The organism is Cyanobium sp. L1E-Cus (assembly GCF_024345755.1).
Lineage (GTDB): Bacteria > Cyanobacteriota > Cyanobacteriia > PCC-6307 > Cyanobiaceae > Cyanobium_A > Cyanobium_A usitatum.
This window is the reverse complement of sequence record NZ_JAGQBS010000004.1, coordinates 216,700-231,312: the sequence shown is the minus strand read 5'-3', so window position 1 is coordinate 231,312 and position 14,613 is coordinate 216,700. Positions and strand designations below refer to the sequence as shown.

General features: G+C 63.8%; 14 protein-coding genes. 3 read left to right on the top strand and 11 right to left on the bottom strand.

Annotation, left to right across the window (positions count from 1 at the left end; all coding sequences use genetic code 11):
• Nucleotides 1–175: 175 nt before the first annotated feature.
• The 4 genes from KBZ22_RS05780 to rpoD are packed head-to-tail and all read right to left on the bottom strand — an operon-like array spanning nucleotide 176 to nucleotide 4,955.
• Nucleotides 176–2,194 carry a chloride channel protein gene (locus KBZ22_RS05780; protein WP_255021368.1) on the bottom strand — a complete coding sequence of 673 codons (2,019 nt, stop codon included), beginning with the start codon at nucleotides 2,192–2,194 and terminating at the stop codon, nucleotides 176–178.
• A complete protein-coding gene (hemC, locus tag KBZ22_RS05775) occupies nucleotides 2,169–3,119 on the bottom strand; it encodes a hydroxymethylbilane synthase (protein WP_255021367.1) in 951 nt (316 codons plus the stop codon). Before hemC ends, KBZ22_RS05780 begins: the two co-directional genes overlap by 26 nt.
• Nucleotides 3,120–3,144: 25 nt before the next feature.
• Nucleotides 3,145–3,543 carry a DUF1824 family protein gene (locus KBZ22_RS05770; RefSeq protein ID WP_255021366.1) on the bottom strand — a complete coding sequence of 133 codons (399 nt, stop codon included), beginning with the start codon at nucleotides 3,541–3,543 and terminating at the stop codon, nucleotides 3,145–3,147.
• Complete coding sequence (rpoD, locus tag KBZ22_RS05765) at nucleotides 3,540–4,955, bottom strand: RNA polymerase sigma factor RpoD (RefSeq protein WP_255021365.1); 1,416 nt, start codon at nucleotides 4,953–4,955, stop codon at nucleotides 3,540–3,542. Before rpoD ends, KBZ22_RS05770 begins: the two co-directional genes overlap by 4 nt.
• A 419-nt stretch (nucleotides 4,956–5,374) precedes the next feature.
• On the opposite strand from rpoD, the gene priA reads away from it, so the two are divergent.
• Nucleotides 5,375–7,591, top strand: a complete 2,217-nt coding sequence (priA, locus tag KBZ22_RS05760; RefSeq protein WP_254941670.1) for a primosomal protein N' — start codon at nucleotides 5,375–5,377, stop codon at nucleotides 7,589–7,591.
• Nucleotides 7,592–7,600: 9 nt separating this feature from the next.
• On the opposite strand, the gene KBZ22_RS05755 is transcribed toward priA, so the two are convergent.
• The 3 genes from KBZ22_RS05755 to KBZ22_RS05745 are packed head-to-tail and all read right to left on the bottom strand — an operon-like array spanning nucleotide 7,601 to nucleotide 10,179.
• Complete coding sequence (locus KBZ22_RS05755) at nucleotides 7,601–8,719, bottom strand: DUF3153 domain-containing protein (RefSeq protein WP_255021364.1); 1,119 nt, start codon at nucleotides 8,717–8,719, stop codon at nucleotides 7,601–7,603.
• Nucleotides 8,712–9,590 carry an acetylglutamate kinase gene (gene argB / locus KBZ22_RS05750; RefSeq protein ID WP_255021391.1) on the bottom strand — a complete coding sequence of 293 codons (879 nt, stop codon included), beginning with the start codon at nucleotides 9,588–9,590 and terminating at the stop codon, nucleotides 8,712–8,714. The genes KBZ22_RS05755 and argB overlap by 8 nt, the downstream gene beginning before the upstream one ends.
• 40 nt (nucleotides 9,591–9,630) lie before the next feature.
• Nucleotides 9,631–10,179: a DUF2854 domain-containing protein gene (locus KBZ22_RS05745; protein ID WP_255021363.1), complete on the bottom strand. Its 549-nt coding sequence runs from the start codon at nucleotides 10,177–10,179 to the stop codon at nucleotides 9,631–9,633.
• Between the two features lie 22 nt (nucleotides 10,180–10,201).
• Between KBZ22_RS05745 and KBZ22_RS05740 the strand changes: the two genes are divergently transcribed.
• Nucleotides 10,202–10,405 carry a hypothetical protein gene (locus tag KBZ22_RS05740; protein ID WP_255021362.1) on the top strand — a complete coding sequence of 68 codons (204 nt, stop codon included), beginning with the start codon at nucleotides 10,202–10,204 and terminating at the stop codon, nucleotides 10,403–10,405.
• Nucleotides 10,406–10,428: 23 nt separating this feature from the next.
• On the opposite strand, the gene KBZ22_RS05735 is transcribed toward KBZ22_RS05740, so the two are convergent.
• A complete protein-coding gene (locus tag KBZ22_RS05735) occupies nucleotides 10,429–10,917 on the bottom strand; it encodes a single-stranded DNA-binding protein (RefSeq protein WP_255021361.1) in 489 nt (162 codons plus the stop codon).
• A gap of 16 nt (nucleotides 10,918–10,933) precedes the next feature.
• Between KBZ22_RS05735 and KBZ22_RS05730 the strand changes: the two genes are divergently transcribed.
• Complete coding sequence (locus KBZ22_RS05730; protein WP_255021390.1) at nucleotides 10,934–11,740, top strand: precorrin-6A/cobalt-precorrin-6A reductase; 807 nt, start codon at nucleotides 10,934–10,936, stop codon at nucleotides 11,738–11,740.
• A 3-nt stretch (nucleotides 11,741–11,743) separates the two neighbouring features.
• On the opposite strand, the gene KBZ22_RS05725 is transcribed toward KBZ22_RS05730, so the two are convergent.
• The 3 genes from KBZ22_RS05725 to psb27 form a co-directional block, all read right to left on the bottom strand.
• Nucleotides 11,744–12,742 carry an adenosine kinase gene (locus KBZ22_RS05725; protein WP_255021360.1) on the bottom strand — a complete coding sequence of 333 codons (999 nt, stop codon included), beginning with the start codon at nucleotides 12,740–12,742 and terminating at the stop codon, nucleotides 11,744–11,746.
• Nucleotides 12,742–14,061, bottom strand: a complete 1,320-nt coding sequence (locus KBZ22_RS05720) for an adenylosuccinate synthase (protein ID WP_255021359.1) — start codon at nucleotides 14,059–14,061, stop codon at nucleotides 12,742–12,744. Before KBZ22_RS05720 ends, KBZ22_RS05725 begins: the two co-directional genes overlap by 1 nt.
• Before the next feature lie 88 nt (nucleotides 14,062–14,149).
• Nucleotides 14,150–14,584, bottom strand: a complete 435-nt coding sequence (psb27, locus tag KBZ22_RS05715; protein ID WP_255021358.1) for a photosystem II protein Psb27 — start codon at nucleotides 14,582–14,584, stop codon at nucleotides 14,150–14,152.
• Nucleotides 14,585–14,613 lie beyond the last annotated feature (29 nt).

Sequence of the window (14,613 nt, the reverse complement as noted above, 5' to 3'; positions counted from 1 at the left end):
AGACTGCGTCTATGTCTGCGGTTCCCCACTCCAATCCTTCCTGCGAACCCCAAGTGAGCACCACCTTGAAGTGGGCCAGTGACGGCGAGCTTTCACCCCTTGATTTGGAGCGGATACTTGCCAGGTTAAGTGCGGTTGATCCAGCAGCCCAGGCGCTCTGTAGCCAGCTGCAGACTCAATCTTGAGCCCAATCCCCAGCGGTTGTGAGCTGGCGCGCTAGGGCCCGGGCCATGCCATCGCGGCTTGCCAAGCCACGTAGAGAAGCAACCGGCAAACCGGGATTGGGAAGTCCATGGGGCAGGGCTGCCGCCGCCGCAGCCGGCACATCAAAAACCGGCAATTGGCGCAAGCCATTTGGCCTGAGCTGGTCTTCCAGCTGAGCAAGCTGGGCAGACATCGGCAGCCATACCAAGTCACTGCGGCGACAGGAGAGCAAGGTGGGCACCGGTAAAGAGCCGTCGTGATTGAACTCCCGCTCGGCACTCAGGGCCCGCTGCAGATCAGCCAGGGTGACCAGCCCCACCACCCAAGCCCCATCAGCCACCACCAGACAGTGGCCGTGGGCCTCCACCAGCTGAAGCAAGGCCTTTTGGGCTGGTAACTCAGCTGCCAGCACCAGGGGGGCCTCCGGCTCGAACGCCTCAGACACCTGCAGGGCGGCCAACTGGCGGCGGCGATGCTCCTCTTGGGGGTCAGGCCCAAGTAGACCCGGATCAGCCAGGCCCTGCCAGCGCTCCACCAAGGCAGCACTGAGACCTGCGGCGGCCATCAGCGGCAGCACAATTCGAATATCGCGGGTGAGCTCAAACAGCAGCAACAGGGCCGTCAGAGGAGCCCGGGCACTACCGGCTAGCACGGCGGCCATGCCCACCATGGCGTAAGCGGGTGGCTCAGCCACCGGCAGGTGCAGGCCACTATCACCAAGCAGCTGGCCGTAGCAGTTGCCGAGCACCGCTCCCAGGAAGAGGGATGGGGCAAAACCACCGCCAACAAAGCCGGTGGCATTGCTGATACCAGTTGCTAAAAGCTTGACGCCCAGCAATACCAGCAAGGTGAGCAGGGGCACGCCACCCTCGCTGCCAAGCAGGGCCTCAATCGTGTCGTAGCCGACACCAAGCACCTGGGGAAAACCCAGAGCCATCACACCCACAGAGGCACCCCCTAGGGCGGTGGGCAGGCCTGGCGGCAGCTGGCCCAGCCAGGCCTGAAGCCGCTCGCTGCGGCCTGCAGCCAGCAGGCTCACCAAGGCCCAGGACATCAAGCTGGCCACCAGGCCTAAGCCCAGATAAAGGGGCAACTCCAGCGGTGAGCGCACCTCATAAGCAGGCAAGCGCAAAATCGGTGTGTCGCCGAGCAGCAATTGGGTGACCAGCGAGGAAGCCACCGCCGCCACCAGCACCGCCCGCAAGCTGGGCCGGCCCTGAACGGCACTGAAGCTTCCTTCAAAAGCAAAAAACACCCCGGCGATGGGTGCCTTGAACCCCGCCGCCAGGCCTGCGGCCACTCCCGCAGCCACCAGGGCTTTCTGGCTCTGGGGCGAGAGCCCGCCGCGCAGGGCTACCCACAGACCGATATTGCCGCCACTTTCAACGCTGGGCCCCTCCGGGCCGAGGGAGGCACCACTGCCCAGGCTAATGGATGCACCCAGCAGGCGCTGAACGGGCAAGCGGGGCCGAGCGCTAACGGCGCCATCGGCCATCGCCATCAGGCTGGGTAGGCCAGGGCCCAGATCACCGCCATAGCGGCGCAAAAGACCAACGGCCCAGCCCCCCAGGGTGGGCACCACAACCACCGGCCAAAGACTTATCCAATCGGGCAGGGAGGAAACCGGCAGGGGCAGCGGCTCGGGAACGGCCGGGGGCGGTGGCAGGAAGCCAAGCCCGCCGAGACCCACCTGGAGCAGGGCCCGCAGAGGTGTGCCCGTATCAGGAGCAGCCGCTAGCGGCAATTCGATTGCTAACTCCGGCGGCTGGCTACGACCAACCGTTAGGAGCCCCTCCACAAAAGGTCCAAAAAGCCCGTTATTGATGAAGCCCAGCAATTCGTGGAAGGCCACCACTGCCAGTCCCGTGAGCACCCCAATCAGGGCAGCCCAGGCCAGCAGATTCCATTGATAGGGAAGGGCGCGGGCCTCGGCTTCAACGGGGCTGGCCGCCGCTGGCGCTGGTTCAGGCTTCGGGCCGGACAGTTGCAAAAATCTCCTCCAGTATCTCGCCTGCGCCCTGGGCCTTCAAAGCATGGGCAAGGGCGATCCCAATGGCCTCAGGGTCGGCCTGGGGACCGCAAGCCTCATCGCGAATCAGGCGCAGGCCGTCGATGCTTGCAACCATTCCCGTTAATACAAGCGTATCTCCGACGAAGCGGCTGTTAACGCCGATGGGCACCTGACAGCCCCCCTCCAGCTCACGCAAAAAGGCTCGCTCAGCCAGGCAGCGACGGGCGGTGGGCTGGTGCTCCAACACCTTGATCTGCTCGAGCACGGCGGCATCCCCCTCTCGACACTCAATACCCAAGGCACCCTGGCCAACGGCGTGGAGGGAAATGGAGGGGTCGATCAGTTCGTGGATGCGATCCCCCAAACCAAGCCGTCCCAAGCCAGCGGCCGCCAGGATCAGGCAGTCGTACTCACCAGCATCAAGTTTCTCCAGACGGGTGATTACGTTGCCGCGCACATCCTTAAAGCTGAGGTGCGGGAAGTGGTGGCGCAGCTGGGCTAGACGGCGCAGGGAACTGGTGCCCACCACGGCGCCTGCGGGCAGGGTTGCCAGGCTCTTATCGCGGTGTTGTTCATGCACCACCAAGGCATCCGCGGGATCTTCCCGCTCAGTGATGCAGCCAAGCATCAGCCCCTCGGGCAGGTTGGTTGGCAGATCCTTGAGGCTATGGACGGCGATATCAGCCTGTCCAACAAGCATCTGAGCCTCTAACTCCTTGGTAAAAAGGCCTTTGTCGCCGATCTTGGCGAGGGCCACATCGAGAATCTTGTCTCCCTGGGTGGCCATCGCTTCAATCGTGATCTCCAGGCCGTTGTGGGCCTGGATCAGTTCATCGCGCACCCAATTGGTTTGCACCATGGCCAGCTGGCTGCGGCGGGAGGCTATGCGCAGGGGGTTGGCCATCAGGGGCAGATAACAGCCACTCAGATTAAGGGCCGAAGAAATCAAGGGGCAATGGACCCCAGGTGTCTTCCGCAGCCGTATCTGTTGAACAGTGACCGCTGATCAATAGGCCCTCTCCTAAACCGGCTTCAGCGCGTACCTGAAAGCGACCGCTGTTCTGGTTGGCCTTGAGGAAAACCGGACCCTCGATCGAATCGAGGGCAACACCGGCGGGATCTGGCTCCAATTGCGACCAGCCCAGAGCCGTCTCAACCTGACGCAGACAGGTCACCGCAGCCGCTGCAGAAGCTGCCATCACTCCCGCAGTGAACCAGTCGCAGCGAGCCAGCAGCGGCTCAAGCTCTGCCCGCAGCTCCGAGAGCGCTGCGGGGTCGAGCGACGGAGCAGTGCGCAGCCCCCGCAGGGATGCCAGGCCCTGACTCACTTGATGTACTCCTTGAGCACGCCGTTGCGGTTGGGGTGGCGCAGCTTGCGCAGGGCCTTGGCTTCAATTTGACGAATGCGCTCCCTGGTTACATCAAAGATCTGGCCGATCTCTTCAAGGGTCTTCATGCGGCCGTCATCTAGGCCGTAGCGCAGACGCAGCACGTCACGCTCCCTGGGGCTGAGGGTGGCCAGCACGCCCTCGAGGTCCTCTCGCAGCAGGTTCTTGGCCACATCCTGCTCAGGGTTTTCAATATCGGCCTCGATGAAGTCACCGAGCCGGGAATCCTCCTCTTTGCCGATCGGCGTCTCCAGGGAGATGGGCAGCTGGGCGCTTTTGGCGATGAAACGCAGCTTCTCGATGGTCATTTCCATCGATTCGGCAATTTCCTCTTCGGTGGGCTTGCGGCCGAATTCCTGGGAGAGGGTCTTAGTGGTCTTCTTGATCCGGGAAATGGTTTCGTATAGGTGCACCGGAAGGCGGATAGTGCGTGACTGATCCGCGATAGCGCGAGTGATCGCCTGACGAATCCACCAAGTGGCGTAGGTGGAAAATTTATATCCCTTTTCGTGGTCGAATTTCTCGGCAGCCCGGATCAGGCCGAGGGAACCCTCCTGAATCAGGTCCTGGAAGCTCAGGCCCCGGTTCATATATTTCTTGGCGATCGAAACCACCAGGCGCAGGTTTGACTGCACCATCTTTTCCTTGGCTCGGCGGCCAAGCATCAGGCGTCGGCGGAACTTGATGGAGGGCATCTCCACTAATGCCGCCCATTCCTTGTTGTCGGGCTGGCGGCCGTGATCGGCCTCAAACTGGGCGGCGATCTCCTCGAGCTGGAGCAGATCGGCGATCTTGCGGGCTAGCTCGATCTCCTCATCGGGCCGCAGCAGACGGATACGGCCGATCTCCTGGAGATAAACCCGAATGGAGTCTTCGGTGTAGACACCTTTAGGCCCCACCTTGATGCTGGCGAGGGCCTTGGCAGCCTTCTCGTCCTTCTCGGCAGAGCTGCCGGATGGGCCTAGATCTTCGGCATCGTCTAGATCAGCGGTATCGACTGGAGCCTCAGTTTTGGCCTTGGCCGCTGGGGGTTTAGGCGCAGAGGATTTGCTTGCGGCCGGCTTTGCCTTGGTAGCAGCAGTTCCTTTAGAAGCAGCCGGGGCTTTGGTGGCAGTCTTTGCTTTGGGAGCAGCCGTTCCCTTGGAAGCAGCCGGGGATTTGGAAGCAGCCGGGGCCTTTGCAGCAGCCGGGGATTTGGAAGCAGCCGGGGCCTTGGCATCGGCTTTTGCTTTTGGCGCAGCCTTTGACTTAGGTGCAGCCTTCTTGGGCTTTACTTGCACCTCTTCACCGGCCGCCGTGGCCACCATCAAGATTTCAGGGGTTGCTTTCGGCTGGGCAGCAGCAGGGCTCATAGGTAACGAAAACGAAACAACAAAACAAATGGGCGGAAACGCATCGCCTGAAATCGGTTCTAGAAATTTTCTGCCTGCAATCGGCAGAAAATTGTTCCAGCTACGCCGGGATTAGCCGTAGGAGCTGGTGCAAGACCACGAAAACGGGAACGAAACCTCTGAACGGTGGTAGTCGGCAAAGAAAAGTCGAGCGACCCGGCAAAAAGCAAGGGGTCGGTGGCCGAGGCCTGGAAGGGTTGGCCGAGGCCTGGACAGGGCTGACAGGGGTGGTCTCAGACCGGGAGGCCGAATGGTGGGAGGCTGGCTCCCGGGGTCTCACTTCAGGTCTTCCCGCTGGACGGAAATCTGCTTAGTTCCGACGGCAGTCCTTGAACTGCCCAACATCCACATCCTAAGAATGGGTTGTGACCTTTGCAAGCTTGTCGACCCCCTGGCTGCAGATCTGGCTCGAAGCCGGGCGCGAAGGCCAGGTATTCACCTACGCCAACTCGCCAGAAACCCCAGCCGGGATTGGGGATTTGGTGCGGGTGAGGCTGCAGGGCCGCCCGCACACCGGCTTGGTGGTGGGCTGGCTTGATCAATTACCCGCCAGTCTCAGCAGCAAGCGAATACAGCCGATCCTGGAGGTTTGGCAGCGGGCTGCCGTAGATCCCGATTGGCAAAACTTAATGACAAGCGTGGCGGCGGAGTGCCACACGAGCCTCTTCAAAACTCTGAAAAGTGCCCTGCCACCGGGCTGGCTTGGCCAGCGCAACCAGGGGCCAAGCAGGCCAAGCCGTGCAATCTGGCTGGTGGAGCGCTCCGATAAAGCACTCCTCAGCCAGCCCCTCACCGAGCGGCAGCAGCAACTGCTTGAGCACCTTGGGCGCCATAGCGGGCCAGTGCCCCTGAGGGATCTTTGTGGTGAGGCTGGCTTCAGTCGCGCCGTCCTCAAGGGCCTGGAGGCTCGGGGCCTGGTGCAGCGCCTTCAGGCTCCCCCCGAGGGCAGTGGAGCTGGCCTGGCACCGGCTCACTGGCCTGCCCTGACGGAGGCCCAGGCCGCTGCAGTCCAGGCCCTTTCCGGTGCTCCAGCGGGCGCGGAATTTTTGCTCTGGGGTGTTACAGGCGCCGGCAAAACTGAGGTGTATCTGCGGGCGGCTGCTCAAGCTCTGGAGCTGGCGCAGGCCACCCTCTTACTCACCCCGGAGATTGGCCTAATTCCCCAGTTGCTCGACCGGGCACGGGAACGCTTCGGCTGCCGGGTGGTCGAGTTCCACAGCGGCCTTTCCGATGGAGCCCGGGTGGCGGCCTGGCGTCGCTGCCTAGAACCAGAAGCGGTGGTGGTGGTGGGTACCCGCTCAGCGATCTTTCTGCCCATGCCCAGGCTGGGCCTGATCGTGCTCGATGAGGAACACGACAGCTCCTATAAGCAGGACAGCCCGATGCCCTGCTACCACGCCCGCGACGTAGCCCGCCTACGGGCCCGGCACAGCGGGGCGCGGCTGGTGCTCGGCAGTGCCACCCCCTCCCTCGAGAGTTGGCTGAGCTGCCAATCCCCCCAACCAGCCAGCCGCCTCCTACGACTGCCGGAGCGGATTGGTTCGCGACCCCTGCCTGCCGTACGGGTGATCGACATGCGCCACGAGCTCGCGGACGGCCACCGTCGCTTGATCAGCCGGGCCCTGATGGGGCGCTTAGAGCAGCTGCAGGAGAAGGGCGAACAGGCAGTGGTGCTGGTCCCCCGACGGGGCTATCGAGCATTCCTGAGCTGTCGCAGCTGCGGCGAAGCGGTGCTCTGCCCCCACTGCGATGTATCCCTAACCGTGCACCGCTCCAAAGGGGGCCAGGAATGGCTGCGCTGCCACTGGTGCGACCACCGCGCCGAGATGGGCAATCGCTGTGGCCACTGTGGCTCCACGGCCTTCAAGCCCTTTGGCGCGGGCACCCAGCGGGTGATGGAGCAGCTGGCAACCGAGCTTGAAGGGTTGCGCCTGCTGCGCTTTGACCGCGACACCACCCGGGGCCGCGACGGCCACCGCCGCCTGCTCGATCGCTTTGCCCAAGGGGAAGCCGACGTATTGGTAGGCACCCAGATGCTGGCCAAAGGCATGGACCTACCCCGGGTCACCCTGGCGGCGGTATTGGCGGCAGACGGCCTTTTGCATCGCCCAGATCTGCGCTCCTCCGAGCAGTGCCTGCAATTGCTGTTGCAATTAGCGGGCCGGGCGGGCCGCGGCGAAAAACCAGGCGAGGTGCTGGTGCAGACCTACAGCCCCGACCACCCGGTGATTCGCCACCTGGTGGATGGGCGCTATGAGCTGTTTTTGGCCGAGGAGAGCCAGTTGCGCCGCCAGGGTGGCCTGGTGCCCTTCAGCCGGGCCTGCCTCCTGCGTCTGAGCGGACCAAGCGCCAGCGGCACGGCAACCGCCGCCGCCGCCTTGGCGGAGAGAATCCGCAGCCAAGTGGCGGCAGCCGGCTGGCTGTTGATTGGTCCCGCCCCGGCCCCGGTAGCCCGGGTAGCGGGCAAGAGTCGCTGGCAGCTTTTGCTGCATGGTCCCGCCGCCCAGCCCCTGCCCTTGCCGACTGAAAGCCTGCTGCGGGAGGGGCTGCCTGCGGGGGTGGGTCTGGCGATCGACCCCGACCCCCTCAGCCTTTGAGCACCGCTCTCAAGCCGGTAGTTCCGGCAGGCCGAAGCCCAGCAGACGCCGCAGGCGCTCCAGGGCCAGCACCAGCGCCAGCGCCAGGGCAATCAGGGCGCCGCCAATGCCAAGACCACTCCAGCGCCAGCAGCTGAGCTGCAGGGTGTTGCTGGCGCCAAAGCGCAGGGGCCAGTGCAGGGCAGCTCGTCCAGAAATCGCCGCAGCGGGCTCGGGACTGGCCAGGCGGACAGCCCCAGGGGTCACAGGGGCCAGGTCGATGGCGGCGCTGAAACCCGGCAGAGCGGTGAGCCCACGCAGGTCCACTGTCAGTTCAAGGCTTTGGCGCACCCCCAGCAGCCAATTGCGCTCCCCCAGCTGGAAGTGGGGCGGCTGCAGGGCCACACCAGCTAGATCCGCAGCCGCGCTGAGGTTCGCTGCCAGCAAGGCAAGGGCCTCGGGCGCTGGTAGCACCGGGCTCTCCAGTCGCTGGTGAAAGCCGTCAGCGCCAGCAGATGGCTTGGGCTGCTTGGCAGGGTGAAATCCCTGGCTCAGCAAGCTGCGGCCAAACTGACGGGCCCAGGGCTCGGGTTGGGTGCCGGGGCTCGATAGGTCATGGGCGATCTGCAGCCGGCCTGGCCCCTTGAAGGTCAACTCGCTGCGCACCTCGGTGCAGCCGCCGAGCAGCAGCGTCAGCAGCAACAGCAAAACTGCCAGCACAGCGAAGCCCACTGGAGCTCTGGTTGGCCCCACCGGTGGCGGTGGCGGCGGTGGCGGTTTGTTGGAGCGTCGGCCGCGGGCAAGCTGCTGCATCTGGCCGCCCATGGCCTCGGCTGTGCCCAGATCGGGCAGGGTGATCGACCAATCGCGGGGGCGCTCGAGGGCCGGTGCCTCCAGCACGGTGAGTAGGTCTATGGCCTGAGCCCGCAGGCTGGCATCACGGCAGCGCTTGATCAGCCGGCAACACAGGATCGCCCGGCCGTTGTCGCCCCGCCCCATCCAGGCGGTGGCGAGCAGCAGCTGAATCTCAGCTCCGGTGGCGGTAGCAGCAGGATGCTCTCTGGTGAGGGGATCCAACAGGCGTACAACCTGGCCGTAATCGCCCCGCTCGAGGGCTGCACGGGCTGCAGCCAGCAGCTCTTCAGCCATGGCCGCCGCGCTGGCTGCCCACCACCATGGTGCCAATCCCCGAATCGGTGAATACCTCCAGCAACAGGGCGTGGGGGACCCGGCCATCAACGATGTGGGCCGCCGCAACTCCCTGGGCCAGGGCCCGGATGCAGCATTCGGTCTTCGGGGTCATGCCGCCTGCCACCACACCGTCATGGATTAATTGGCGTGCGTCCGCCAGGGTCAGCTGACGAATTAGGGAGTCAGGATCGTGGCGATCCTTCAAAATTCCTGCCGTGTCTGTGAGCAGGATCAGTTTCTCGGCCTGTAATGCCGCGGCCAGTTCACCTGCCACGGTATCGGCATTGATGTTGTGGGCCTGGCCCTCAGCGTCGGCGGCCACGCTCGAGATCACCGGTATGTAGCCGGCATCGAGCAGGGGAAAAAGCACTGCCGGATCTACTGCCGCCACCTCTCCCACCAGCCCGTTTACCCCGCCGGCGTAGGTGCGGGCCCGCACCAAGGAACCATCACTGCCGCAAAGTCCCACGGCCCGGCCACCCACCTGATTGATGCCGTTAACAATATTTTTGTTGACCCGGCCCACCAGCACCATCTCCACCACGTCCATGGTTTCCGGAGTGGTGATCCGCAAACCGTCACGGAATTCGGGCTCGATTTGGAGGCGATTCAGCCAGTCATTGATCTCCGGACCGCCGCCATGAACCACCACCGGCTGCACCCCCACCGAGGCCAGCAGCACCACATCGCGGTAGACAGCGTCGCGAAGCTCCGCTTGCACCATCGCCGCGCCGCCGTACTTGACCACCACCCTGCGGCCCGCAAAGCGTTGGATGTATGGAAGGGCCTCACTTAGGACCGACACCCTCAGGGTGTCCTGACTGCTGATCAAGGTTTCGCTTGTCGAGGGGGAGATGGATTGAGCGGTCTTAGCTAGCGCTGGGCTCGGGCACCAGAGCGAGGCTGAATTCATCGCGGCGCTCTGGCTTGATGTCGGCACTCAAACCGGGGCCAAAGAAGCGGCCAAGCCGATCAGCGCGGGCCTGCCAGCGATCTAGGGGCACCCCTTCGCAGCGAAAGCGCAGGCGCAAGCCATAGCGGCCATCACAGTCGAGCTCCTCAACACTCAGCAGCTGGGGCGGAGCGTCCTCGTCCCAGAGCTTGAGCACCTCCAGGGAGCTCTCCAGATGGGCTTTCTGTCCGTAGCGCCAGCGATCTACATCGGCCAGCAGCTTGCGCAGGGGCTCGCTCTCCGGCAGGTCCCGCAATTGCTTGAAACGGGAGGCCGGCGTTAGTCGCTTAGGTGGAGGCAGCTCAGAGGATTTCAAGGCCAACCCACCCAACAGGATGGGAATGCCGTAGAAGATCGTGGGCAGGCTGAGATTGGGGATATCGGTGGCGTAGGCGATCGTGCCGATCACAGTGAGCACAGCCCCCGCGATGGTCACGAGGCTGCCTGGTGAGAGAAGTGCTTGCATACAGCCATCTTCCTTTATGCCCATGGCGGATGCGACCACCAGCCGGCCCAGCGAAACCGGCACCGCCGAACTGATCAGCAACCTCAAGAGCGACCGGCTTTGGTTATTGCGCCAAATTGATGCGGGTCGTTGGCCCCAATGGCGCCTTGATCTAGCCGCCTTGGAGCGGGAGCTGGGCCAGCTGCTCGATCAGTTGAGCCACTCCGATTCCAGCGTCGACGCCTAGCTCTGAACGGGATCAATCCCGCATCAAAAAGGGATGTCGTCGTCGTCAGGGAGATCAGGCACCAGCGGGGAGGTATTCCAGGTTGGCGGCTGGGCACCTGCCGGCGCGGCTGGAGCCGGGGTGGAAGAGGGAGCCGCAGCTGGGGCACGGCGCTGGGGCGCAGGCGCAGTAGTGGCAGCTGGATTGACAGCAGGACTGCTGGTGGCGCCAGGCCCCATGCCGTGCAGCCGGGCCAGGGTGAATTCAGCGCGTTTTTCCTTGACGCCGTCCTGACGGGTGACGGTATTCATGCGCAGCCGGCCCTCGAGCATCAGTCGCTGGCCAACCTGCACCCGGTTCTGGAGCTCTTGGGCCAAATTTCCCCAGCCGACCACCTTCAATTGACCCGGGGGATCATCAGGACGCAGGCCATCTATCTGGACCGCCATCTCCGCCACCGGCGTCTGATTGTCCTGGGTGTATCGCACCTGGGGCGCTTCCAGAACCTCAACCTCGAGCAGACAGTGATTCACTCCCCGGCAACCATTGGTGGTCCCCATCCTGATGCACGGACCTGAGATTCAGCAGACCTCGCCCCGTCTGTGGCTGATCGGCGGCACCGGCGAAGGCCCCGTAGTGGCGGAGCGGCTGCTGCAGCGCGGCTGGCACCTAACCGTGAGCGTTGTTGGTGCAACAGCGGCCCTGGCCTATCGCCCCCATCCGGGGCTAACCCTGCGCGTCGGAGCCATCGCTGGCGAGCAGGGGGTATGGGCAGAACTAGCCGCCGCCGAATCGGTGGGTTGGCCCTATGCGGTGGTGGTGGATGCCAGCCATCCCTTCGCCTGTCTGGTGAGTCGCCAGCTGGCCGCCGTGTGCAAGCAGCGCCGCCAACGGCTGATACGGCTGCTGCGCCCCACCCTGCCTGGAGCGGCAACGATCCTGCCGAGCCTGGAGACGCTGCGTAGTCGCTCGCTGCAGGGCCACCGCCTCCTATTGGCAATAGGTGCACGCCAACTAAAACAGGCGCTGGCCTGCAGCCCCGGCGCCCGTCACTTCGCCCGGCTGCTGCCCAGCCCAAGGGCCCTACAGCTGGCCATGGCGGCTGGCTTGGCGGCCGATCAGGTCGCCTGCCTCCGCCCAGGCTCGGAGCTGGAGGTAGAGCGATCCCTGATTCGCCGCTGGCGCATCACCACTGTGTTGGCACGACAGTCGGGCGGAGCTACCGAACAGCTCTGGAGGCAGCTCTGCGCAGGCCCTGGGCCCGAATTGTTGCTGATCGGCAGGCCAGCAGAGCCAGCCGGGGTGCAAGCCTTCAGCCAAACTTGCTTACTGGAGGCTCTGGTGCTGCCGCAGTGAGGATCAGCCCAGGTGCTGGGCTACTAGCTGCTTGAGCGAGCCCTGGGGCCGGGGCCCCAGCTGGGTCACGACCTGACCAGCGCAGAGGGAACCCAGCCGTCCACATTCGTCGACGGACTGGCCCTGGGTGTAGGCGTGCAGGAAGCCAGCGGCGTAGAGATCACCCGCCCCTGTGGTGTCCAGCAAGGGACCGAGCTGGAAGGGGGCGACGCTGTGGGTGCCGGCGCCATTAAGGACTACCGATCCCTGCTCGCTGCGGGTGAGGGCTGCCAGCTTGCAGCGGCCCCGCACCTGGTCGGCAGCCTCTTCAAAACTATTGGCCTTGTAGAGGGCTGTGATCTCCATTTCGTTGGCAAACAGGATGTCGACGTGGCCGTCCACCAGCTCCTGGAAGCTTTCGCGGTGACGCTCGACGCAAAAAGCATCCGACAGGCTCAAAGCCACCTCGCCCCCATGGGCGCGGGCCACCTCGGCCGCAGTGATGAAAGCCGCCTTGGCCTCGTCGCTGTCCCAGAGGTAACCCTCTAGGTAGAGCACCTTGGCTTGGGCAACCATGTCAAGGTCGAGGTCGGCTGGATCCAGCCCCACCGAAGCGCCCAGGTATGTGCACATGGTGCGCTGGGCATCTGGAGTCACCAGGATCAGGCAACGGGCCGTGGAGGGCCCGTCCGTGGCCGCAGGGGTGTCAAAGCGAGCTCCAACCGAACGGATGTCGTGGGTAAAGATCCCCCCCAGCTGATCGTTGCGCACCCGACCGATAAAGCCCGCCCTGCCGCCCAGTTGGGCAACCCCGGCCAGGGTGTTGGCAGCGGAGCCGCCAGAGGTTTCAAGGCCCGGTCCAACGCTGGCGTAGAGGCGCTCGGCTTGGGCTTCGTCCACCAGGGCCATGGTGCCCTTGGTGAGTTCGAAGTTGTCGATCAGGTCGTCGTTGGCTTGCACCAGCACGTCAACGATGGCGTTGCCAATGCCGACGACGTCGTAGGTCTTTTCCATGGGATCCATTAGGTGCTCAGCAGGGCCCGCTTGGGACCGTGAATGGGGTCTTCTACAACGATCGTCTGATCGCGGTTAGCGCCAAGGGAAACTATGGCGATCGGTACCTCCATTAGATCGGCAAGAAAGCGCAAATAGCTCATCGCCGTTGGAGGTAATTCCTCCAGGCTGCGGCAATCGGCAGTAGAGGTTTGCCAACCCGGCAAGGTTTCAAAGATCGGCTGGCAGCGGGCGAAATCTTCCGAACTGCTCGGGAAATATTCGATCCGCTCGCCGTCGAGTTCGTAGGCAACACACACCTGGATTTCATCGAGCTCATCAAGCACATCGAGCTTGGTGATGGCCAGACAATCGAGGCCGTTCACCTCCACCGCATAGCGACCGATCACCCCGTCAAACCAACCGCAACGGCGGCGGCGGCCCGTGGTGGTTCCAAACTCACCGCCCCGATCACAGAGATGATCGTTGAGGCTGCCCTGAAGCTCGGTGGGGAAGGGGCCCTCTCCTACACGGGTCGTGTATGCCTTGGCTACCCCGATCACCCGATCGATCAAGGTGGGGCCCACCCCTGCTCCGATGCAGGCACCGCCACTTACCGGGTTTGAGGAGGTGACATAGGGATAGGTGCCGTGGTCAAGATCCAGCAGGGTGCCCTGGGCTCCCTCAAACAGGATGTTTTGGCGGGCCCGCGCAGCGCTGTGGATAGTGCGGGTGCAATCGACCACATGGGGCGCTAGCCGCTTGCCGTAGCCAACGTATTCGGCCACAACCGTCTCGAAATCCAACGGCTCAAGGCCGTAGAGCTTCTCGAGGATCTCGTTCTTTTCGGCAAGGGGGCCCGCGAGGCGATCCCGCAACCGATCCCCGTCAAGAATGTCCAGGATTCGGATGCCATTGCGCTCCGATTTATCTGCGTAGGTGGGACCGATGCCCCGGCCAGTGGTGCCGATGCGGCGATCGCCGCGGCGCTGTTCCATCGCCTGATCCAACAGGCGGTGGTAAGGCATGGTGACGTGGGCCGTAGAAGCCAGCTTCAAGCCACTGATGTCGATGCTGAAGGTGGCGAGCATGTCGAGCTCCCCCAGCATCACCTTGGGGTCGACCACCGTGCCGGAGCCGATCAAGCAAATCGTGTCGGGGTAAAGGATCCCGGAGGGGATCAGGTGCAGTTTCAGCACCTTGTCGTCCACGACGATGGTGTGGCCGGCGTTCACCCCGCCTTGATACCGCACCACAACGTCGGCTGAGCGGCTGAGAAGATCCGTGATCTTGCCCTTCCCCTCGTCACCCCACTGCGCACCGATGACGACAACGTTGGCCAAGGACACAGCGGCCCGGAGCCGCTTCTAAGCACAATCCGAGAGCTTCTCAGATCGTGGGGTCCTTCGTCAAAGATGGTTGCCTTGGATCAGGGCCTTAGGCGCCGCGAGTCGCGTTGGTTTCAGCCTTCTTGAGTTCCTTGGCGATCCGCTCCTTAAGCGCCTCCGGCAGCGGGCGATTGGGATAATTGGTGTAGTGGCCAGCCATGGAGTTGATCGCCGTCTGCATGGTGGTGAAAGAGCCCAAGCCGTTCACCGAGCTGCGGGGGCGGTAGCGGGCCACGTAGCCATTGCTCAGGCTGCGAGCTTCGATCTCGGCCTCTGGGCGGGCGGGATCGTCGGCCCCTAAGGCGATGGTGCTCAGCAGGCTGTCGGCCACCGCCACCGTGTCCTCGATGTAGTTACCAGAAAGACCAGTATTTGCAGAGCTACAGGCAGTTAGAGCAAGGCTGAGGCAGAGCACCAGGGCTACGGCCAAGCGTGAAAAAAGCTGCTTCAGCCGCTGGCGGAAGGAGGGAAGCACAGCGGCCATGGGAGAAACGCGAATCCCCCCATCCTAGA

Bases quoted from the DNA above. Each gene is read 5' to 3' on its own strand.
- KBZ22_RS05740 (WP_255021362.1), top strand. From the start codon at position 10,202: ATGGCGGATGCGACCACCAGCCGGCCCAGCGAAACCGGCACCGCCGAA.
- KBZ22_RS05725 (WP_255021360.1), bottom strand. From the start codon at position 12,742: ATGGATCCCATGGAAAAGACCTACGACGTCGTCGGCATTGGCAACGCC.
- KBZ22_RS05755 (WP_255021364.1), bottom strand. From the start codon at position 8,719: ATGGCTGAAGAGCTGCTGGCTGCAGCCCGTGCAGCCCTCGAGCGGGGC.
- rpoD (WP_255021365.1), bottom strand. From the start codon at position 4,955: ATGAGCCCTGCTGCTGCCCAGCCGAAAGCAACCCCTGAAATCTTGATG.
- KBZ22_RS05745 (WP_255021363.1), bottom strand. From the start codon at position 10,179: ATGCAAGCACTTCTCTCACCAGGCAGCCTCGTGACCATCGCGGGGGCT.
- hemC (WP_255021367.1), bottom strand. From the start codon at position 3,119: ATGGCCAACCCCCTGCGCATAGCCTCCCGCCGCAGCCAGCTGGCCATG.
- psb27 (WP_255021358.1), bottom strand. From the start codon at position 14,584: ATGGCCGCTGTGCTTCCCTCCTTCCGCCAGCGGCTGAAGCAGCTTTTT.